Consider the following 21332-nt stretch of genomic DNA (forward strand, 5'->3'; position numbering starts at 1 on the left):
GGAAAGCCGCGCCGTTATTGGCTTTGCGGGAATGGAAAATTTTTGGCGGGCGAAATGGCGACGGGATGCGGCTGTCAGAAAATGGCTTGAAACGCCGCATACGCTAGCAGCGGTTGCCCGTGATTGAATAGGCACTAGATGTTGTAGACATGCACTGTTGCGTGGCTGCTACGACCCTGACGTGAAAATGGCCGGCGGGGCGGCGGGGAGCGGAAATGCCCCGCGAGGGCGAGGCGGCTGGCGAACGCGGCGGCGCGCCGCCGCGAGCGGCGCATTACTGCTGCAGCTTGGTGGGGACGGATGCCCAGACCACGCCTTCCTCCGGGTTGCTGTACTGGGTTTTCAGCGCCGCGCCGTTCAGACTGACGGCGAAGGACTGAGGGCCGCCCCAGTTGATGCCGGTGCCCACCAGCGTGTACTGGCCCGGCGCCAGGTACACGTTGTAGGTGCCGGACAGCGGCGTGTCCACGCCGTCCAGGCTCAGCGGTCCGGTGTACTGGCCTTGTTTGAGATTGATGGTGACGTTGACCGGATTGCTGTTGCCGCTCTTGATGTCGGCGATCTGGTAGCTGTTGCCCCAGACGTAAGCGGTGAGGATGACTTGGTTGTCGCTGGCGGTAATGTGGATGGTGTTGGCCATCGGGCTCTCCTGAAACGGCGTGGAGCGGCGGACAGGCCGCCGCTCCAGGGTGTCGTGCATCCGCGCCGGGCATTCCGCGCATGGAAGCGAATGGCGTCGCCGGCCATGAAAATGTGTCCGCCGCTGCTGGTTTTCAGCGGGGCAACAGGCGGCGTGCTACGCAAACGGGTTCGTGTTTCGGCGCGTCGGGTAACGCAGGTTTCCTGCGCGTGCTGGATGTGCCCGCCACGGTTCGCGGGACGCGAGGGGTGCGGGCGGTCGATATTATTTTGCTCCAGCGGCCTCTTCCTCGGCTACGGTCTTGAACAGCGCCACCTCCACCACCTGGAATTCCCAGTGCTGATTCGAGCCATTGTGGTCGGTCCACAGGATGATGGGGTTGCCCAGCTCCACGACTGCGCCCTGGTTGTCCACCACCATGCCGTTGCCGCTGTTGATGATGGTTTGCGGCTTCTTCACCCAGTCCCAGGTTTGGCTCTTCTTGCCGAACTGGTAGTTGGTGACGGTCAGCTGGGTGCCTTGCGACTGGGGCGTGGCGTCCAGCACCAGCTGTTCCGACGAGGCCAGCCGGATGAGGCCGGTGAAGGTGTCGAGCGTCCAGCGGGTGCGGGTGGTGCCGCCCCTTTCATACTTGGCCAGCACGACTTTGCCGCCATTGGTGTCGTCGATAACGCCGATGCAGTAGCGGTTGTCTTGAGTGGAACGGATGACGTAACGCTGTTCCATGACTTACTCCTTGACTTGTGAGCATATGCCCATAGCAAGGATAGTTAACTGTTCGCTTTTATCTATCTGAAGAAATGCTTAAGTTTTAATGCTTATCTTTGAATTGGCAGACTGGGCGGCGGAAGGGCATCCGCATGCCGATCGAAGGGGAGAGATCAGCAGGGGCTGGAGCGCCGAGCCACTCTCGGGGCTGAGGCGGCCATGGTCTCCCCGCTGGCGCGGATGGGGTCTCAGAGCGCGCCTTGGCGCTGTCCATGGATTTCGCACGCCGTGCCGCCGACACCGGTGGACGCTTGCAAAAGCTCGGCGGTTAATTGAACGCTGGTTGTTTTTTATTCTAAAGCCATTGAATGGGTCGTGATCTTCAGGCGCCATTCCGCCGTTGATGGGCGGGCGGATCTTAGCGATTTCATGGGACCAGATGACTGGATTCCGCACGGGGCCGGTTAGGATGGGATCTGCTGAACGGAATGCGGGATCGTCAAAACGTTCGATCCAATGATTGGACCACTCGTTGTAAATGATACGTTGAAGCCTAGAAATGTAAGGGCCGCGGCCGGCGAGGGCGAGAAGGAGTGGAGGTAAGTGCGGCATACCTTCTCGAAGCCCTTCAAGCCAGTGAGCGAGCTCGTTTGCCGACGAGAGAGAGGTCAGTTGCTCATGGATGGCTAGCAGCGTGTATGCCGACCATGGGGGGCGCCTCGGCCAGAAGCTGCCGAACACGAACCTGCATGCGAACTCCCCGATCCCAATGCATCTGTTTCTCTTCATTTTAGTTTAAGCAAGTACATTTGCAGATGGGGGCTACAGTTAGATACAGAAGCTTGGCGCGGGGTGGCGAGCAATGCGATCATTTATGCTAAATAATTTCCGAAATTGATGCGTAAGCGCTTGATTTTTAAGGGTTGGAAATTGCCATTTTTATTAATGTTTTATTTGATAACTTGAAACGTAAGTCGTTGATATTCATATGAAAAGTATCACGATATGCACTTATAACATCCACAAGGGCATGTCCCCGCTGAACCGGCATGTGCGGGTGGGCGGGATGGCCGAGGCTTTGGCTGAGCTGTCGCCGGACATGCTGTTTCTGCAGGAGGTGCAGGGCAAAAATCTGGAGCGGGCTTTGCGCCATCAGATCTGGCCCGCTCAGCCGCAGCACCACTATTTGGCGGGACGGCTGGCGCATCGCGCGGTGTACGGGCTGAATGCCAGTTATGGCCATGGTCACCATGGCAATGCCTTGCTGACGCGGTTTCACGTTCGAGAGTGGTGCAATCGCGATATTTCGGTCAATCGTTTCGAAAGCAGGGGCGTGCTGCAATGCCTGTTGCAGCCGGATGGCTGGCCACAGCCGGTGGTGGCGCTGTGCGGCCATTTCAATTTGCTGGCCTTCGATCGGCGCAGGCAATACCGCGGCTTGGCCGATTATGTGCGGCAGGGCATAGCGGACCATCTGCCTTTGATCCTGGCCGGGGACTTCAACGACTGGCGCTGCGAGGCCAGCGCGTTGCTGCGGCAGGAGCTGGGCTTGGAGGAGGCGTTCCTGACGCTGCATGGACGCCATGCGCAAAGCTTTCCGGCGCGGATGCCGATGCTGGCGTTGGACCGCATCTACGTGCGCGGCTTGAAGGTGGAGTCGGCCAGGGTGCTAGGCGGCCGGCCATGGTCCGGCTTGTCTGACCATTTGCCGCTGTGCGCGGAGATCCGGCCGTTGTGGCGGTGGCCATAACCAGGAGGAATATAAAAATTTCCTGGAATTATATTGCAAAGAATTTTTCGCAATAACGAGACGATTGCTTATATTTTTTCAAAAGGGTGTTGACGCTAAGCGAAAAAAGATGTTCAATCTCAATCAAATTTATCGCCGATTTGAACACAGCTTGCGGGCGTAAAACAGCTAAAGCGTGGGTAGACAGACCCAGCAACATCTGAATCTGTCTGCATAAGTCTCCCGGATAGTCCGAAGATTTCCACAGCAAAGCCCGCCGCAGCAAACGGCGGGCTTTGTGCTTTGGGAGTGTTTGGAATGATTCATCTGCAAAATGTCCGCAAACGGTTCCGCCGCCCGGAAGGCGGTTGGTTCGACGCCGTGGCGGAGACCTCGTTGACCATCAAGGCTGGGGAAGTCTTCGGCCTGATCGGCTTCTCCGGCGCTGGCAAATCCACCTTGCTGCGCCTGATCAACCTGCTGGAGCGCCCGGACGACGGCGCCGTGATCGTGGACGGCCAGGATTTGACCAGCCTGTCTCCCAAGGCGCTGCGCGCAGCCCGTCAAAACATCGGCATGGTGTTCCAGCAGTTCAATCTGCTGGCCAACCGCACCGTCGCCGGCAATGTCGCCTTCCCGCTGGAGATCGCCGGCTGGAGCAAGGCCGATATCGAGAAGCGCGTGGCCGAGTGCCTGGCCGTGGTCGGCCTGGAAGACCGCGCCAACCATTATCCGGCCCAGCTGTCCGGCGGCCAGAAGCAGCGCGTCGGCATCGCCCGCGCCCTGGCTCCGCGTCCGCACGTGATCCTGGCCGACGAGCCCACCTCGGCGCTAGACCCGAAAACCACCCAATCCATCCTGGACTGCCTGCAGGACATCAACGCCCGCTTCGGCGTCACCGTGGTGATCGTCACCCATGAAATGAACGTGGTGCGCAGCATCTGCCATCGCGCCGCCGTGCTGGATCAAGGGCGCGTAGTGGAGGTGGTGGATGTGAACAATCGCGAAGTGGAGGCTGATTCGGATCTGGCCCGCTCGTTGCTGGAGGCCGCGTAAATGGATGCCGCAACCCTGAACGAAGCGCTGCAGAATCTGCAATCGATGGCCCCGGAAATCTGGCAGGCCTTGCTGGAAACCTGCGTGATGCTGGGCGTGGGACTGAGCGCTGCCGTGCTGCTAGGCGGGCCGCTGGGGGTGATCCTGTACCTGTCCCAGCCTGGCCAGATGTTCGCCAACCGCGCCGTCAACGGCGTATTGAGCTGGCTGGTGAACCTGGTGCGCTCCTTCCCCTTCATCATTCTGATGGTGGTGCTGATTCCGCTGACCCGCGCGCTGGTGGGCAGCACCATCGGCCCGGTAGCCGCGTCGGTGCCGCTGTCCTTCGCCGCCATTCCGTACTTCGCCCGCCTGGTGGAGCAGACGCTGCGCGAGATTCCGCGCGGCGTGGTGGAGGCCGCCGAGGCGATGGGCGCCAGTCCGGCCCAGATCATTTTCAAGGTGCTGGTGAACGAGGCCCGTTCCGGCCTGATCTCCAGCCTCACCATCCTGACCATCAGCTTCCTCAGCTACACCGCGGTGGCGGGCGTGGTGGGCGGCGGCGGCATCGGCGATCTGGCCATCCGCTACGGCTACTACCGCTTCCAGACCGACGTGATGGTGGCCATGGTGCTGCTGCTGGTGGCGCTGGTGCAAATCATCCAGCTGCTGGGCAACCGTCTGGCGGCGAAACTCGACAAGCGCTGATTTCAAAATCTAAAGGAGAGAATAATGCGTAGATTCGTGATCAAGGCAGTTGCCGCATCCGTCGTAGGCCTGGCCCTGGCCGGCCAGGTTCTGGCCGCCGACCCGGCCAAGAAGCAGATCGTCATCGGCACCACCGTCGGCGACTTCGGCGACATGGTCAAGCAATCGATCAAGCCCCAGCTGGAAAAGCAGGGCTACACCGTGAAGCTGGTGGAATTCACAGACTATGTCCGCCCCAATCTGGCGCTGCAGGAAGGCTCGCTGGACGTGAACGTGTTCCAGCACAAGCCCTACCTCGACAACTTCGCCAAAGAGCACAAGCTGTCGCTGAAAGAGGCGTTCCAGGTGCCGACCGCGCCGCTGGGCATCTACCCGGGCAAGCTGAAGTCGCTGAAGGACGTGAAGCCGGGCGCGACCATCGCCGCGCCGAACGATCCGTCCAACTTCGCCCGCGCGCTGGTGATGCTGAATGATCTGGGCTGGGTGAAGCTGAAGCCGGGCATCAATCCGCTGACCGCTTCCGAGCGCGACATCGCCGTCAACCTCAAGAAAGTGAAGATCGTGCCGCTGGAGGCTGCCCAACTGCCGCGCTCCCGCAGCGATGTCGACTTCGCCGTGATCAACGGCAACTACGCCACCAGCTCCGGCATCAAGCTGACCGAGGCTGTATATCAAGAGAAGAGCTACGCCTATGTTAACTGGGGAGTGGTGCGCGCGGCCGACGCCGCCAAGCCTTGGGCGAAAGACGTGATCGCCGCCTACAACTCCCCGGCGTTCAAGGCCTACACCAAGCAGAAGTTCGCCGGCTACAAGCTGCCGCAGGGCTGGAACTGAGTTTTTCTTGTAACACTCCTGGCTACAAGACTTGACGGAGGGCTTCGGCCCTCCTTTTTTCATGCCCGCCGCGCAGCGCCGCCATGCGGTCGAACGCTGGCCGCGCAGGCATTTGCCCGGCCTTTCGTGGTAGAATGGAAAGATTGTCACATCCGTCGGCGGGCGGCGTCGCAAGCGCGAAATCGGGTTTCCGATGCGCCAGGCGGCGGCGGCCGCCGGATCATCCTTACGAATCAAGATACTTATGACCGATAACCTGTTCGCCAAGGAAACGCTTCCCATCAGCCTCGAAGAGGAGATGCGCCGCTCTTACCTGGATTACGCGATGAGCGTGATCGTGGGCCGGGCGCTGCCAGACGTGCGCGATGGCCTGAAGCCGGTGCACCGCCGGGTGCTGTACGCCATGCACGAGCTATCCAATGACTGGAACCGCGCGTACAAGAAGTCGGCCCGTATCGTTGGCGACGTGATCGGTAAATACCACCCGCACGGCGACACCGCCGTGTACGACACCATCGTGCGGCTGGCGCAGGACTTTTCCTTGCGCTACCCGTTGGTGGACGGCCAGGGCAACTTCGGCTCGGTGGACGGCGACAACGCCGCCGCCATGCGTTACACCGAAATCCGCATGGCGCGCATCGCGCACGAGCTCTTGGCCGACATCGAAAAAGAAACCGTCGACTTCGGCCCCAACTACGACGGCTCCGAGCATGAGCCGCTGATCCTGCCGGCCAAGATCCCGAACCTGCTGATCAACGGCTCGTCCGGCATCGCCGTGGGCATGGCCACCAACATCCCGCCGCACAATCTGAACGAAGTGGTGGACGCCTGCCTGGCGCTGCTGGCCAATAGCGATCTCACCATCGACGAGCTGATCGACATCATCCCGGCGCCGGACTTCCCGACCGCCGGCATCATCTACGGCACCGCCGGCGTCAAGGAAGGCTACCGCACCGGCCGCGGCCGCGTGATCATGCGCGCGCGCACCCATACCGAACCTATCGGCAAGGGCGACCGCGAAGCGATCATCGTCGACGAGATTCCGTACCAGGTGAACAAGGCCCGCCTGCTGGAGCGCATCAGCGAGCTGGTGCGCGACAAGCAGATCGAGGGCATCTCCGACCTGCGCGACGAGTCGGACAAGTCCGGCATGCGCGTAGTGATCGAGCTCAAGCGCGGCGAAATGCCGGAAGTGGTGCTCAACCACCTGTACAAGCTGACCCAGCTGCAGGACAGCTTCGGCATGAACATGGTGGCGCTGGTGGACGGCCAGCCGCGCCTGTTGAACCTGAAGCAGATCCTGGAAGAATTCCTGCGCCACCGCCGCGAGGTGGTGACCCGCCGCACCATCTTCGAACTGAAGAAGGCGCGCGAACGCGGCCACGTGCTGGAAGGCCTGGCCGTGGCGCTGTCCAACGTGGACGAGATCATCGCGCTGATCAAGGCGTCCGACGCGCCGCCGCAAGCCAAGGCCGCGCTGATGGCCCGCGCCTGGCGCTCGTCGCTGGTGGAGGACATGCTGTCCCGCGTGGAAGGCGACAAGGCTCGCCCGGAGAATATCGATCCGTCCTTCGGCATGAAGGACGATGGCTACCATCTGTCCGACACCCAGGCCCAGGCCATCCTGGACATGCGCCTGCAGCGCCTGACCGGCCTGGAGCAGGACAAGATCGTCGGCGAATACCGCGAGATCATGGATGTGATCCTGGACCTGCTGGACATCCTGGCCAAGCCGGAGCGCATCAGCCAGATCATCAGCGAAGAACTGACCGCCATCCGCGCGCAGTTCGGCGACGCGCGCCGCTCGGAAATCGAGCCTTACGGCGGCGACATCAATATCGAAGACCTGATCACCCCGCAGGACATGGTGGTGACCATCTCGCACACCGGCTACATCAAGGCGCAGCCGATCGACGACTACAGCGCCCAGCGCCGCGGCGGCCGCGGCAAGCAGGCGGCGGCCACCAAGGACGACGATTTCATCGAAACGCTGTTCGTGGCCAATACCCACGACTACGTGCTGTGCTTCTCCAGCCGCGGCCGCTGCTACTGGCGCAAGGTGTACGACCTGCCTCAGGGCGGCCGCCAGAGCCGCGGCAAGCCGATGGTCAACGTGCTGCCGCTGGAAGAGGGCGAGAAGATCAACGCGCTGCTGCCGGTCAGCGAGTTCCGCGACGATCAGTACGTGTTCATGGCCACCGCCGACGGCACGGTGAAGAAGACGCCGCTGCGCGCCTTCTCCAAGCCGCGCGCGGCCGGCATCATCGCCATCAATCTGGACGAAGGCAATTACCTGGTCGGCGTGGCGCTGACCTGCGGTAAGAGCGTGGCGGGCCAGGGCGAGGACGAAGATGAAACGGTGTCCGAAGACGACGCCATCATCGAAGGCGAACTGATCGACGACGCGCAGTCCATCGAAGGCGACCAGGTGATGCTGTTCTCTGACGCCGGCAAGTCGGTGCGCTTCAGCGAGAGCCAAGTGCGCCCGATGGGCCGCACCTCGCGCGGCGTGCGCGGCATGAAGCTGGGCGAAGGCCAGAAGCTGATCTCGCTGCTGGTGACCAACTCCGAAGAGCAGATGGTGCTGACCGCCAGCGACGGCGGCTACGGCAAGCGCACTTGCGTCGGCGACTTCCGTCTGACCAGCCGCGGCACCCAGGGCGTGATCGCCATGGATCTGACCGACAAGACCGGCTTCAAGCTGGTGGCGGCCAGCTTGGTGGAGGAAACCGACGACATCATGCTGATCACCACCGGCGGCGTGCTGATCCGCACCAAGGTGGCGGAAGTGCGCGAAACCGGCCGCTCGGCCCAGGGCGTGCGCCTGATCAACCTGGACGACGGCGAGAAGCTGATCGGCCTGGAGATCGTGGCCGAGTCCGAAGCCGAGTGCGCGGAAGGCGAAGGCGAGGCGGATTGTGGCGCCGCGCCGGAGCAGGGCGAGGCCTGATGATTCCGACCCCCGCCAATGCCCGGGTGCTGGAGGCGATGAGCGAGCTCTTCGTCTCCTTTCCCCACTGCGCGACGCTGGGCTTCGAATACGTCGGCACCGACGGCCGCAAGCCCACGCTGAAGCTGGCTTGGCGCGAGGATCTGGTGGGCAACCCGGCCACCGGCATCCTCCACGGCGGGGTGATCACCTCGCTGGTGGATACCTGCAGCGCCATCGCCGTCACCGCCAACTTGCCTGAGATCGAAACCATCGCCACGCTGGACTTGCGCATCGACTACCTGAAGTCCGCCACGCCGGGCAAGGCCATCTACTGCCGCGCCGAATGCTATCGCCTGGCCAGCCAGATCGCCTTCACCCGCGCGGTGTGCTATCACGACGATCCGGCGGACCCGATCGCCCACGGCGTGGCCACCTTCATGCGAGAGTCCAGCCGCACGCCGATGCTGCAGGAGGGCGGGCAATGAGCGAGTTCATGCAACGCTTCGCCGAGCAGCGCGACCGCAAGGCCTATGCCGAGATCGTGGACGCGCTGCCCTACGTCAAGCTGATGGGGACCGTCATGAGCGAGGACGAGCGGGGCGAGTTGCGTTTCGAGCTGCCTTTCCTTCCGCGCAATGTCGGCAACACCGCGCTGCCGGCGCTGCATGGCGGCCTGATCGGCGGCTTCATGGAAAGCGCGGCGATGATACATTTGATGTGGAGCCGCGAGTCGCTGGAGGCGCCCAAGATCGTCGACTTCTCGCTGGACTATTTGCGTCCCGGCCGGCCGCAGACGCTGTTCGCTCAGTGCGAGATCACCAAGCAGGGCAAGCGGGTGGCGCACGTGCTGATCGAAGCCTGGCAGGACGACCGCGCCAAGCCGGTGGCGGTGGCCCGAGCCCATTTTCTGCTCAGCAATTGAACGGCTCCATGCCTGATCGAGACCAAACCGGCGTATCCTTGCATAGGACGCCGGTTTTTTATTGACTCATCCATTGCCATTCGCGGCTGCGCCGCCATTTGAACAACGACAAGACAAGAGGACGAAGAACCATGGCCAAGGTGTACAACTTTTCCGCCGGCCCCGCCGTGTTGCCCCACGCGGTGCTGGCCGAGGCGCAGAGCGAGCTGCTGGACTGGCACGGCTCCGGCATGAGCGTGATGGAAATGAGCCATCGCGGCAAGGAGTTCATGGAAATCATCCATGACGCCGAGCATGATCTGCGCCAGCTGATGGACATTCCGGCCGGGTACAAAGTGCTGTTCTTGCAAGGCGGCGCGTCGCTGCAGTTCGCGATGGTTCCGCTGAATCTGTTGGGCGACAAGGAGAACGTGGACATCGTCAACACCGGCCACTGGTCCAAGCTGGCGATCAAGGAGGCCAGGCGCTACGCCAAGGTCAACGTGGCGGCCAGCAGCGAAGACCGCAACTTCTCCTACATTCCGGAGGAGGCTGCCTGGCAGCGCGACCCTAATGCCGCCTACCTGCACTACACCTCCAACGAAACCATAGGCGGCCTGCAGTTTCCCTATGTGCCGGCCGAACAGCACGGCGTGCCCTTGGTCTGCGACATGTCGTCCGACTTCCTGTCGCGGGAGGTGGACGTCAGCCGCTTCGGCATGATCTATGCCGGCGCGCAGAAGAACATCGGCCCGTCCGGCCTGACCGTGCTGATCATTCGCGAGGAACTGCTGGGCAAAGCGCGGGCCGACATCCCCACCATGCTGAACTATCAGGTCCATGCCGACGCCGACTCGATGTACAACACGCCCGGCACCTATCCGATCTACATCGCCGGCCTCGTGTTCAAATGGCTGAAAGAGCAGGGCGGCGTGAAGGGCATAGCTACCCGCAATGAGGAAAAGGCCGGTTTGCTGTACCACGTGATAGATAGCAGCGGCGGCTTCTACTCGACTCACATCGAACAGCCGTTCCGTTCGAAGATGAATGTGGTGTTCAAGTTGAAGGACGAGTCGCTGGACGAGATCTTCCTGCTGGAGGCGCGCAAGAACGGCCTGGCGCAGCTGAAGGGCCACCGCGCGGTGGGCGGCATGCGCGCGTCGATCTACAACGCGATGCCGATAGAGGGCGTCAAGTCGCTGGTCAACTTCATGCAGGACTTCGCGCGGCAATACGGCTGATCCGGCGCCGGGGCGGCCTGGCGGGCGCGATGAGGCCTCATTTGGACGCCTCCGCCAGGCTGCGCTCGAACTCGGCATTGGCCTTGAGCGCCAGCCGGATGCCGCGGCTGATGTTGCCGTCCCCCAGCGCCAACGCCGCTGCGATGCTGGCCGCGTCGAGATAGACGTTATGGCGGGCGCCGCCTTGCATTTTCTGCGGCGCGCCGGCATTGGAGGCAAGGCCAAGCTCCATTTTCACCCGTCTTTGATCCAGCTGGCGCAGCATGCCGGAGTTGACCATGCTGTAGACGCCGGTGCTGCGTTTCCTCACCAGCGCGCCGCTGCGTCCGGCCACGGTGATGACGCCCACCACTTCATAGCCTGGCAGGTCATCCAGCTGGTACAGCCTGGGTCTGCCCGGCTGCTCGATGTGAATGCGGTGGCCTCTGTCGTCGCGCATGAGATGTCCCAATCTAGCCGGCGCTGCGCTTGGAATGGGATTTGCAGGCCGTCATATTCCATTTTGTACACACAGAATCAAATCGCAAGTTCTAATGTGTGTATAGCGACGGCGCCGCGGTCGGCCACGGAAAACGCAAAGCCCGGCCGATGCCGGGCTCGGGAGCAAGCAGGAGGGAGGATTTCCTTACGGCTTGGTCGCCTGGGGCCCTCGCGGTCTGGCGTGCTTCACATACTGTTCCAGCCAGCGGTCTTCTTCCCACAGCATATGCAGGATGGATTCGTGAGCGCGGTAACCGTGGCTTTCCGCCGGCAGCATCGCCAGCCGCGCGGTGCCGCCCAGGCCTTGCAGCGCCTGGTACAGCCGCTCGCTCTGGATCGGGAAGGTGCCGGGATTATTGTCGGCCTCGCCATGGATCAGCAGCAGCGGATCCTTGATTTGTTCGGCGTAATTGAACGGCGACATGGCTTGGTACACCTCCTTGGCTTGCCAGAAGTTGCGTTCCTCAGACTGAAAGCCGAATGGCGTCAACGAGCGGTTGTACGCGCCGGATCGGGCGATGCCGGCGCGGAACAGCCGGGTGTGCGCCAGCAGGTTGGCTGTCATGAAGGCGCCGTAAGAGTGGCCGCCGATGGCGATACGGTCGCGGTCGGCCACCCCCAGCCTCGCGACCTCGTCCACCGCCGCCTGCGCGTCCATCTTCAGTTGCGGCAGATAGCTGTCGTTGGGTTCCTGTTTGCCCGCGCCGATGATAGGCATGGAAGGGTCGTCCAGCACCGCGTAGCCGCGCGCCAGGAATGGCTCCGGTCCCCAATAGCCCACTCGGTTGAATCGATAGGGCGAGTCAGTGACCTGGCTGGCGGCAGCCGCGCTCTTGAACTCGGCGGGGTAGGCCCACATCAGCATTGGCAGCGGCCCGTCGCGATTGGCGTTGTAGCCTGGGGGCAGATAGAGGGTGGCGGTCAGATCTATGCCATCCGCCCGCTTGTAGCGCAGTTGGCGCTTCTGCACGCCCTTGAGCTGAGGCGTGGGATGGGGGAGGAAGGTGAGCTGCCGCGGGCTGCCGGCCTCGCCCAGCGTTTTCAGGTAGAGATTGGGCGGCGTTTCGGTTTGCTCGCGGCTGAGCAACGCCTGCTTGCCGCTATCCAGTACGGCCAGCGGGGTTTCGAACCAGGGCGCTTGCGAGCGCCAGAGGCGAGTGGCCCGGTTGCTGGCGAGGTCCAGCATGTCGATGAAGGGGCGGTCGCCTTCGGGACCGGCGCCGTCGCCCAGCAGATAGAGGCTTTCGCCGCCGGGGCCGGTTTGCAGCAGCGGCTGGCCGTTGGCGGCGCTGATCATCGCGGGCGAGCCAGGATCGGCGTAGCGGTCTTCCGAGCTGCGCTGGCTCAGCAGCCGCGGCGCTTGCCCGGCTTCGGCCGGATGGACGCGCCATACCTTCAATTGCCGGGTTTTCCACCAGTACTCGGTCACCAGCGCGAGGTCGCCTCGGCCCCACTGGATATCGGCGAAGCGGCTGGCCAGCTCCTGCAGCTTGAACGGCGGCTGCTTGAACGGCGCGGACTGGAGGAACAGCGCGTCACGGATTCTGGCCTCGACCGAGGGGTCCCCTCCATCCTGCGCTTCTGCCCAGAACAGCGTGGCTGGCGCGTCGCCGCGCCATTCCACCTCTCGCGGACCGGTTTCCACCGCGTCGTTGCCGGACGGCATGCGCTCAAGCAAAGGGCGCTGGGTCACCAGGTGCACGCTGTCCCCTTGAAGGTTCAATACTTCGATACGCCTGGGGAAGCGGCTGATCGGGACCAGCGTGGAATAGGGGCGTTGCAGTCGAGTCGCCAGCAGGTAGCGGCGGTCGGGAGAAGGCTGGACTGAGAGGTATTTGTCCGGCTTGCCTATCATTCTCGCCTTGCCGGCAAGGCTTACCTGAGCCAGCTGGCTGCTCAACTGGTAGTCCAGCAGGTCTGCGTCGTAAGGCGTTTGCAGCAGGTCGGGATAGGTGCGGGTCTGGGACAGCGAGCCGCCCAGACTTTGCTGGATGTTGGGCCCGGCCGGCGTGGAAGGCTTTTTCGGCGCGGTGCCTTGCGAGGGGGGGCGCAACTTGACCAATAACTGGCCGTCGCCCATCCAGGCGAAGCCGCGGCCAGTGGTCGCGTTCAACTGGAAGCCGCCCAGCCGGCGAGCGTGGGCACTGTTCGTGTCCAGCAGCCACAACTCCACGCCGCGCGGGCCCCACAGGCTGAAGGCGACATGCTTGCCATCCGGAGACCAGGCGCTGTCTGCGATGCGCGGGCGAGCGGGTAGTCCGGCCACGGCGCGGATTTTGCCGCTGGCAACATCCAGCAGAGACAAGTCGTTGCCAAAGTCGAAGCGGCTGCTTGCGCGCATGTCCGGATTCAGCCGCAGGCCGGCTAGGCGCAACTCCGGCTGGGCGACATCGACGATGCCCGGCAGGCCCGGCCGATGCGTTTGCAGGATCGCGTCGCGACGAGGGCTAAGCGACTGCGAGGGGGGACGCGGCGCGTCCACCAGCGCCGCAAGTTCCGGCGGCGGCGTCTGGTAGCCGTCGGCCATCGAAGCGGGCGGGCATAGCAATCCGGCCAGCAGCAGGCCGGTCAGGGTGTTCTGGCTGTGAGTCATGCGCTCTCCAGGGATATTCTTGTCAAGACGAGGACAGTCAAACAGCTATAGTTCGACCGCCGGTCAATCGTCTGGCATTTTAGACGGCATGTTCGGCCATCAGCGCCGGAATTTGCACGCCGGAGACATCCACAGTGGGGTAGTCGAGGAACTGCAGCGTCACGCCGTCGCCATCGCCCTGGAAGCGGGCGGGAAAACCCAGCGGCATGGTGGTCTTGTTGGCGATGTGGCCGAAAGGCAGCCCGGTGAAGACCGGCACACCGCTGATGCGACGCAACTCCGCCACCACCGCATCGAAATTGTAGTGCGGGTCGTAGACGTCGACATGGCGCTGCATGGAGAAGTCGCCCAGGAAGATGGCTTTCTGCTTGCTCAGGACGCCGGCAAGGTAGAGCTGCTGCAGCATGCGCTCTACTCGGTACGGCTGTTCGCCCACATCCTCCAGGAACAGCAGGCCGCCCTTGATGTCGGGCAGATAAGGCGTGCCCGCCAGGCTGGAGATCACGCTGAGATTGCCGCCCCAGAATATGCCCTCGCCGCGGGCTTGCGGCTGCGCCCCGGCTATGCGCAGGCTGCGTTGCGGCGTGGAGATGCCGGCGATGAATTCGTTGATGGCATAGCCACTGGGCGAGGCGCTGCCGAAGTCGCCCAGCATGGGGCCGGCGAAGCTGCCTGCGCCTGTCTGGGCCAGCAGCGCCAGCTGGATCGCGCAGAAGTCGCTGTAGCCTATCAGCAGCGAGCGGGATTCCTTCAGGCGGGCGCCCAGCCTGGCCAGGTCCAGTTTGGGCAGCAGCCGCATCGCGCCGTAGCCGCCGCGCGCGGCCATGATCAGCTGCGGCCATTGCGGCTGATCCAGCAGTTTGTGCAGATCGGACAGGCGCTCGGCATCGGTGCCGGCGAAGCGCTGGTAGACGCGGTCAAGGGAATGCTGGTTTTCCAGCGCGAAGCCGGCATGCGTCAACCTGGGCAAAGCCGATTGGCGCTGCTTGGCTGGCACGATGCCTGAGCAGGCGGTCAGGTACAGGCGCAGCGGATTGGGAGAGGACAGAGCGCTGGAGGACATGGACGTACATCCTTGCAAGATGCCGGCGCCGGTGCCGAGGGCGAGCAACTGCAGCAGTTGGCGGCGGTTTGGATTGATGTTGGAAGTCATGGGGTTCGGACGGATTGGCGGAGCGTGAGTTCCACGGGGCGCTGGCGCGGCGTGGCTGGCGAGAGTATACGCGAAAAGAAAAGGCGGTCTCCATGACGGAGCCGCCTGCGGGAGGCCTGGCAAGGATCAGGCTATCAAGTTGGCCATGCTGGCGGATGCTTGTTCCATTTGCGCCAGCACGCTGTTGAGGTTGGAGTATTCGGTCAGCAGGTTGGATTGCTCGGTATCCAGCTGGTTTTGCAGTCGCTGTTGAAGCTGTTGTTCAGTGTTGATCTTGCTGTTCAGGTTGGCTTGGTTCGATGTGACCAGTCCGTTTGGTCCCAGCAGAGAGTTGATCGTGCTGTTGAACACATTGGCCACGCCGGTGTTCTGCGCGTTGCCGAACAGATTGGCCACCGCGGACGGGTTGGCGGTGAGCGCCGAATTGAACGCGGCGGAGTCCAAGGTCAACGTGCCATCCGCTTTTTGCGTGATGCCCACTTGCGCCAGATAAGCGTAGGACGAACTCGGGTCTGCGCCCGTCACGGGGGAGCCCAGAATGCCCGCCATTTGCTCTTGCAGCGAGGTCAGGTCGCCGCTGATGTCGATGTTCGATGGCGTGCTGCCTACCGTGCTGTGGCTCCGCGTGGCGGAAGCCGTGGTGCTGATCACTTGATTGTAGGCATTGATGAAGCTTTGCAGCGTATTGGTGATGTTGGTGGTGCTTTGCGCCATATTGATGGTGACTTGGCCCGCTTTTTCCAGATTGATGGTGGCGCCGGTCACCACATCGCTTACGCTGTTGCTGCTGGAAGAAACGTTGACGCCATTCACCGTCATCAGCGCATTTTGCGCGTCGGCGGACTCGCTGGCCGCGGTGGCGCTTTGTTTCAGGCCCGCCAGCGTATTGCCGGAGGTGCCGCTGCTGTCGGAGCCGCCCGCGGTGATGCTGAAGGCGTTGCTGGGACCCGCCTGGGCGGAGTTCAGCACCAGCGAATAGGTATTGTTGTATTGCACGATGGACGCGTTGATGCCTATGCCGGCGCTATTGATGCTGCTGGCGATGGACGACAAGGAGGCGTTGCTGTCCAGTTGCACGGTGGAACTGGTGCCGCCGACGCTGAAGGTCAGCGAACTGGGCGCGCCGGCGATGGCGGCGTTCTGGTCGGTAATGGACGTGCCATCCGGGTTCTGGTCGAATACCAGTTGCCGCGACTTGGCCAATTGCGACACGTTCAGCACATAGGTCCCGGCAGTGCCGCCGGATGAAGTGGCGACGCTGGCTATGGTGCTGTCCGACGAAGTGGCGCTGAATTGCTGCAGAAAGGAGCCGGACTGCAACGTGGCGGTGGCGGTTTGCAGCGCGGATAGCGCGGAGCTGACCTGGCCGATCACGCTCAGTTCCGATTGATAGGTGGAAGAGCGTTGCTTGCTTTGGGACATCGGCTGGGAGTCGGCCTGGATCAGTTGGCTGACGATGCTTTGCACGTCGAGCGGGCCAGCGTTTGCTGTGATGGATGCGGATGACATGACGTCGGCTCCCTGAGGCGCGCCTGTTCTGCAGTCAGGCGGGCATGTTGCTGTTAGGGCTGTTCAATAGTCATCACGGTTGCGGTCTGGCGCCGCATGGCAGTGGCCGGTCGTGCCGGCGGGTTCTTGCCTCATGCTTTTATCGGCGTAGCCGATGAAAACTTTAATGCCCGCCTGCGTTGATCTTACATCCTCATCGCGGCAGGGGGCGCGAAATTCATATTCCCTCTTTGAAGTTTTTAAGATTTGCTAAGTTTATATGGATATATCCAATCGGTTTTGAATCTGCGCGAACATTTCCGGTAGATTGGCTGCAACCAAAGAACAGGCTGCGAGCATGGATATCGATCAAGCAAGGCTGACTCACCTCCAGCAACTGGAGGCAGAGTCCATCCACATCATCCGCGAGGTGGCGGCGGAGTTTGAAAACCCGGTGATGTTGTACTCCATCGGCAAAGACTCGGCGGTGATGCTGCACTTGGCGAAGAAGGCGTTCTATCCGGGCAAGCCCCCGTTTCCGCTGATGCATGTGGACACCACCTGGAAGTTTCAGGACATGATCGCTCTTCGGGACCGGCAGGCAGAGGAAAATGGCTGGGATTTGATCGTCCACGTCAATCAGGATGGCGTGGATGCCGGCGTCAATCCCTTTACCGCGGGCAGCGCCAAGCATACCGACGTGATGAAGACCGAAGGGCTGAAGCAGGCGCTGAACAAGCACAAGTTCGACGCGGCCTTCGGCGGCGCGCGCCGCGATGAGGAAAAGAGCCGGGCCAAGGAGCGCGTTTATTCCTTCCGCGACAAGAACCACCGCTGGGACCCCAAAAACCAGCGACCCGAGCTGTGGAACATCTACAACGGCAAGATAGACAAGGGCGAGAGCATACGCGTGTTCCCGCTATCCAATTGGACCGAGCTGGACATCTGGCAATACATCTATCTGGAAGAAATAGAAATCGTGCCGCTGTACTTCGCCGCCGAGCGCCCGGTGGTGGAGCGCGACGGCATGCTGATCATGATCGACGACGAGCGCATTCTGGAATACCTGACGCCGGAGGAGAAGGCCCGCATCGAAACCCGCAAGGTGCGTTTCCGCACGCTGGGCTGTTATCCGCTGACCGGCGCGGTGGAGTCTGATGCCGCCACCCTGCCGGAAATCATCCAGGAAATGCTGTTGACCAAGACTTCGGAGCGGCAGGGCCGGCTGATCGACCACGACAGCGCGGGGTCGATGGAAAAGAAGAAAATGGAAGGGTATTTCTGATGTCTCACCAATCCGAATTGATCGCCGGGAATATCCTGGAATACCTGGACCAGCATGAGAACAAAGACATGCTGCGCTTCATCACATGCGGCAGCGTGGACGACGGCAAGTCCACGCTGATCGGCCGGCTGCTGCATGACTCCAAGCTGATTTTCGAGGACCAGCTGGCGGCGATCGAGCGCGATTCGAAAAAGTACAACACCACCGACCAGGACATCGACCTGGCGTTGCTGGTGGATGGTCTGCAAGCCGAGCGCGAACAGGGCATCACCATCGACGTCGCATATCGCTACTTCAGCACCGACAAGCGCAAGTTCATCATCGCCGATTGTCCGGGGCACGAGCAGTACACCCGCAACATGGCCACCGGCGCGTCCACCAGCAATCTGGCCATCATTTTGATCGACGCGCGGCGCGGCGTGCAGACGCAGACCCGCCGCCACAGCTACATCGTCAGCCTGCTGGGCATCCGCCACGTCATCGTCGCGGTCAACAAGATGGACCTGGTGGACTACAGCGAGGATGTGTTCAACCGCATCCGCGACGAATACCTGACTTTCGCCGAGCACCTGGACATTCCGGACATCCATTTCGTGCCGATCTCCGCGTTGCGCGGCGACAACGTGGTCAGCCGCACCGAGTCCGCGCCGTGGTATCAGGGCGCCACGTTGATGCATCTGCTGGAAAGCATACAGATCAGCCACGACGCCGCCCTGGAAGCGTTCCGGCTGCCGGTGCAGTATGTGAATCGCCCCAATCTGGATTTCCGCGGCTTTTGCGGCACCATCGCCAGCGGCGCCGTCCACCCGGGCGACGCCGTGGTGGCGCTGCCGTCCGGCAAGCAAAGCCGAGTCAAGGAGATCGTCACTTTCGACGGCAGCCTCAGCCGCGCCTCCACCGGCCAGGCGGTGACGTTGACGCTGGAAGACGAAATCGACATCTCGCGCGGCGACATGCTGGTGCGGGCGGACGAGGCGCGGCCGAGCGTGTCGCACAGCTTCGACGCCCACCTGGTGGCGATGGGCGACGCGCCGCTGCGTCCGGGCAAGGAGTACGGCTTCAAGCTGGCCGGCAAGTACGTGACAGGCCGCATCGAATCGGTTCTGCACCGCACCGACGTCAATACTTTGCAGAACAGCGCAGCCAATGCGCTGGCATTGAACGAGATCGGCTTATGCCGGATATCGCTGAACAGCCCAGCGGTGTTCGACGCGTACCGGGAGTGCCGCGACAGCGGCAGCCTGATTCTGATCGACCGGCTCAGCAACGGCACCGTGGCCGCCGGCATGATCAGCGCCCGCAATGACGATTCGGGTTCGCTTGAATTGTCGCCTTGGGGGCGGTTTGAGCAAGAACTGGATCTGTTGCTGCAGCGGCATTTCCCGCAGATGACGCGAGGAGAGCTGGCTCGCAAGCTGCTGGACGGCGAGCGCTGAGGCGCTCAGGGCGCGGCCGGGCTTCGGTCGCGCCATTCTTCGGCGAAACATCCCGGCGCCAGCGGCTTGCCGTACAGATAGCCCTGGATGGTTCCGCAACCGGCCTGGCGCAGCCAGTCCGCCTGAGCGGGTTCTTCCACGCCTTCCGCTACAGCTTCCAGGCCCAGGCTGGCGGCTAGCGACAAGATGGTGCTGACGATAGCGTCTCCGCCGCGGCCAATGCCCAAGACGAAGGAGCGGTCTATCTTCAGCACTTGCACCGGCAGTTTGGCCAGATAGGCGAGCGATGAGTAGCCGGTGCCGAAATCATCTATCGCCAGGCGGATGCCCAGCCGGCGCAAGGCGCTGAGCGCCGCCGCCGCGTCGTCTGCCTGCATGATCACGCTTTCGGTGATTTCGAGCTCCAATTGTTCTGGGGGCAGCTCCCAGCGTTCCAACAGCGCCGCGATGCGCGGCAGGAAATCATCCCGTTCCAACTGCTTGACGGACAAGTTGACGGCGAGCGAGGGCAGGGCGAAGCCTTCGCGCCGCCACTGCGCCAGCTGCCCGCAGCATTTTTCCAACACCCGCTCTCCAAGCGGGATGATCAGGCCGGACTCCTCCGCCGCGGGGATGAAGCGGGAAGGCGGAATCATCCCGCGCTCCGGATCGTTCCAGCGCGCCAGCGCCTCGGCGCCGACCAGGCGGCCCGATGCGGCATCCACCTTGGCCTGGAAATGGACCTCTATCCCGTCGTTTTCCAGCGCCAGCCTCAGCCGGCGCTCCAGATCGACGCGTTCTTCGGCCTCGGCCGACATCTGCGGCGTGTAGAACTGAAAGCGATTGCGGCCGGCGCTCTTGGCGCGGTACATGGCGATGTCGGCGTGACGCAGCAAGGCGTCGACGTCGGCGCCGTCGCTGGCGAAGCTGATGCCTATGCTGGCGGATAGGTGCAAGTCGTTGCCGCCGATGGCGAATGGCTGCTGAAACAAACTCAGCAGCTTGGCGGCCACCTCAGCGGCCCTGTCTTTGCTCTCCAGCCGCTCCAGCACGCAGATGAACTCATCGCCGCCCAGCCGGGCCAGCATGTCCTCGGCGCGCATCTGGCGCGCCAGCCGTTGCGCCGCCGAGACCAGCAGCAGGTCGCCGGTGTGGTGCCCCAGCGTGTCGTTCACGTCTTTGAAGCGGTCCAGATCGATGAACAGCAGCGCCAGGCTGTCCGGCGGCAGGTCGGGCTTGGCCAGCGCGGCGTCCAGGCGTTGCTGAAACCGCAGCCGGTTGGGCAGGCCGGTGAGCGGGTCGTGGTGTGCGAGATGGTCCAGCCGCTCCTCGGCGCGGCGCCGCTCCTGGATTTCTCCTTCCAGCTTGGCGTTGGCGTCGGCGAGTTCGCGGGTGCGTTCGTCCACGCGCTGGTCCAGCTCACGGTTGGCGGCGGACAGCGCGGCGCCTTGCCGGTCTATGATGCGGCCGGCCAGCCTCACCACCAGCATCTGGGCGAGGAACAGCACGGCCATCAGCCCGCAGATAGCCAGCGTCACCCAGCGCATCTCGCGCTCGCTGTCTGCGACGAAGGGCGTGGCGTCCAGATAGATCTCCAGCACGCCCTCTATTTTCCCGGCCGGATCATGCACCGGCACGTAGGTGGAAATGATGTCGCGATCGGTCAGCTTGCGCTCGAAGGCATCGATGCTGTTGTTGTGGGCGAGTTCGCTGGCGGGCGCGCCGGCGGCGGCCGAGCGGAAACCCTCGTCGTCGTTCTCGTCCTCTCCTATCTGGTTGGCGTCGGTGGAGAACAGCGTGACGCCGTTGAGCGCGTACATCTTCACCCGGATCACGTCGGTGTCGCGCATCAGCCGGATCACCGCTTCGCGCAGCCGCGGCTGGCCGGCGATCCGCCGCAATTTGCGCGGGTCGCGCGCCAGCGGCAGCAGCGGGCGGAAATCCGCCCACAGCGAGTTTTCGAAAATCTGCACCAGAGAGGCCGCGCGGCTTTTCTCCAGCTTCAGCAATTGCTCGCCGGAGTAGTGCCGCAGGGCGCTGGCCATCAGCGCCGTCGCGCCCGCCATCAACAACAGCGAGAGCAGAAAGAAGTAGGGCACCAGCCGAAAGGGCCGGCCGTGGAGGTGCGGGCTGTGCATGGCGCGCGCTTTTTCAGATGAGGATGCTAATCAGTTTAGAACCCGGCGCGCG

The 21332-nt window shown here is 62.8% G+C and carries 17 protein-coding genes; 10 read left to right on the forward strand and 7 right to left on the reverse strand.

Annotation, left to right across the window (positions count from 1 at the left end):
• Positions 1-274: 274 nt before the first annotated feature.
• Together DK842_RS18790 and DK842_RS18795 are read right to left on the reverse strand one after the other, a co-directional pair.
• Entirely contained in the window at positions 275-700 is a 426-nt protein-coding gene (locus tag DK842_RS18790) for a hypothetical protein (RefSeq protein WP_145964088.1), read from the reverse strand.
• 204 nt (positions 701-904) lie between these two features.
• Positions 905-1366 carry an RICIN domain-containing protein gene (locus DK842_RS18795; protein ID WP_114062825.1) on the reverse strand — a complete coding sequence of 154 codons (462 nt, stop codon included), beginning with the start codon at positions 1364-1366 and terminating at the stop codon, positions 905-907.
• 970 nt (positions 1367-2336) lie between these two features.
• On the opposite strand from DK842_RS18795, the gene DK842_RS18800 reads away from it, so the two are divergent.
• From DK842_RS18800 to serC, 8 genes are all read left to right on the forward strand, one after another.
• Positions 2337-3098 carry an endonuclease/exonuclease/phosphatase family protein gene (locus DK842_RS18800; protein WP_114062826.1) on the forward strand — a complete coding sequence of 254 codons (762 nt, stop codon included), beginning with the start codon at positions 2337-2339 and terminating at the stop codon, positions 3096-3098.
• Between the two features lie 297 nt (positions 3099-3395).
• Positions 3396-4133 (forward strand): methionine ABC transporter ATP-binding protein, encoded by a 738-nt coding sequence (locus DK842_RS18805; protein WP_114062827.1) that lies wholly within the window; start codon positions 3396-3398, stop codon positions 4131-4133.
• The gene (locus DK842_RS18810; RefSeq protein ID WP_114062828.1) at positions 4134-4820 is read left to right on the forward strand and encodes a methionine ABC transporter permease; all 687 of its coding nucleotides are present in this window, start codon (positions 4134-4136) and stop codon (positions 4818-4820) included.
• Between the two features lie 24 nt (positions 4821-4844).
• Complete coding sequence (locus DK842_RS18815; protein WP_114062829.1) at positions 4845-5654, forward strand: MetQ/NlpA family ABC transporter substrate-binding protein; 810 nt, start codon at positions 4845-4847, stop codon at positions 5652-5654.
• A gap of 244 nt (positions 5655-5898) precedes the next feature.
• On the forward strand, positions 5899-8604 hold the full coding sequence (gene gyrA, locus DK842_RS18820; protein WP_114062830.1) for a DNA gyrase subunit A: 2706 nt from the start codon (positions 5899-5901) through the stop codon (positions 8602-8604).
• The gene (locus DK842_RS18825; protein ID WP_114063811.1) at positions 8604-9071 is read left to right on the forward strand and encodes a PaaI family thioesterase; all 468 of its coding nucleotides are present in this window, start codon (positions 8604-8606) and stop codon (positions 9069-9071) included. The genes gyrA and DK842_RS18825 overlap by 1 nt, the downstream gene beginning before the upstream one ends.
• A complete protein-coding gene (locus DK842_RS18830) occupies positions 9068-9508 on the forward strand; it encodes a PaaI family thioesterase (RefSeq protein WP_114062831.1) in 441 nt (146 codons plus the stop codon). The genes DK842_RS18825 and DK842_RS18830 overlap by 4 nt, the downstream gene beginning before the upstream one ends.
• A 131-nt stretch (positions 9509-9639) precedes the next feature.
• Complete coding sequence (gene serC / locus DK842_RS18835) at positions 9640-10728, forward strand: 3-phosphoserine/phosphohydroxythreonine transaminase (RefSeq protein WP_114062832.1); 1089 nt, start codon at positions 9640-9642, stop codon at positions 10726-10728.
• Positions 10729-10765: 37 nt separating this feature from the next.
• Here serC and DK842_RS18840 read toward each other — a convergent pair whose 3' ends face one another.
• The 4 genes from DK842_RS18840 to fliD all read right to left on the reverse strand — a co-directional run bounded on the left by DK842_RS18840 (position 10766) and on the right by fliD (position 16463).
• Positions 10766-11167: a hypothetical protein gene (locus DK842_RS18840; RefSeq protein ID WP_114062833.1), complete on the reverse strand. Its 402-nt coding sequence runs from the start codon at positions 11165-11167 to the stop codon at positions 10766-10768.
• Between the two features lie 186 nt (positions 11168-11353).
• The gene (locus DK842_RS18845; protein WP_114062834.1) at positions 11354-13801 is read right to left on the reverse strand and encodes an alpha/beta hydrolase family protein; all 2448 of its coding nucleotides are present in this window, start codon (positions 13799-13801) and stop codon (positions 11354-11356) included.
• A 79-nt stretch (positions 13802-13880) separates the two neighbouring features.
• A complete protein-coding gene (locus DK842_RS18850; RefSeq protein ID WP_232538531.1) occupies positions 13881-14864 on the reverse strand; it encodes an LD-carboxypeptidase in 984 nt (327 codons plus the stop codon).
• 216 nt (positions 14865-15080) lie between these two features.
• Positions 15081-16463 (reverse strand): flagellar filament capping protein FliD, encoded by a 1383-nt coding sequence (fliD, locus tag DK842_RS18855; protein ID WP_114062836.1) that lies wholly within the window; start codon positions 16461-16463, stop codon positions 15081-15083.
• A 337-nt stretch (positions 16464-16800) separates the two neighbouring features.
• Between fliD and cysD the strand changes: the two genes are divergently transcribed.
• Positions 16801-17727, forward strand: coding sequence for a sulfate adenylyltransferase subunit CysD (gene cysD / locus DK842_RS18860; RefSeq protein ID WP_114062837.1), 927 nt, complete (start codon positions 16801-16803; stop codon positions 17725-17727).
• Entirely contained in the window at positions 17727-19163 is a 1437-nt protein-coding gene (gene cysN, locus DK842_RS18865; protein WP_114062838.1) for a sulfate adenylyltransferase subunit CysN, read from the forward strand. The genes cysD and cysN overlap by 1 nt, the downstream gene beginning before the upstream one ends.
• A gap of 5 nt (positions 19164-19168) precedes the next feature.
• Here the strand turns inward: cysN and DK842_RS18870 are convergent, their stop codons facing one another.
• A complete protein-coding gene (locus tag DK842_RS18870) occupies positions 19169-21280 on the reverse strand; it encodes a putative bifunctional diguanylate cyclase/phosphodiesterase (RefSeq protein ID WP_114062839.1) in 2112 nt (703 codons plus the stop codon).
• Positions 21281-21332 lie beyond the last annotated feature (52 nt).

Source organism: Chromobacterium phragmitis (assembly GCF_003325475.1).
Lineage (GTDB): Bacteria > Pseudomonadota > Gammaproteobacteria > Burkholderiales > Chromobacteriaceae > Chromobacterium > Chromobacterium phragmitis.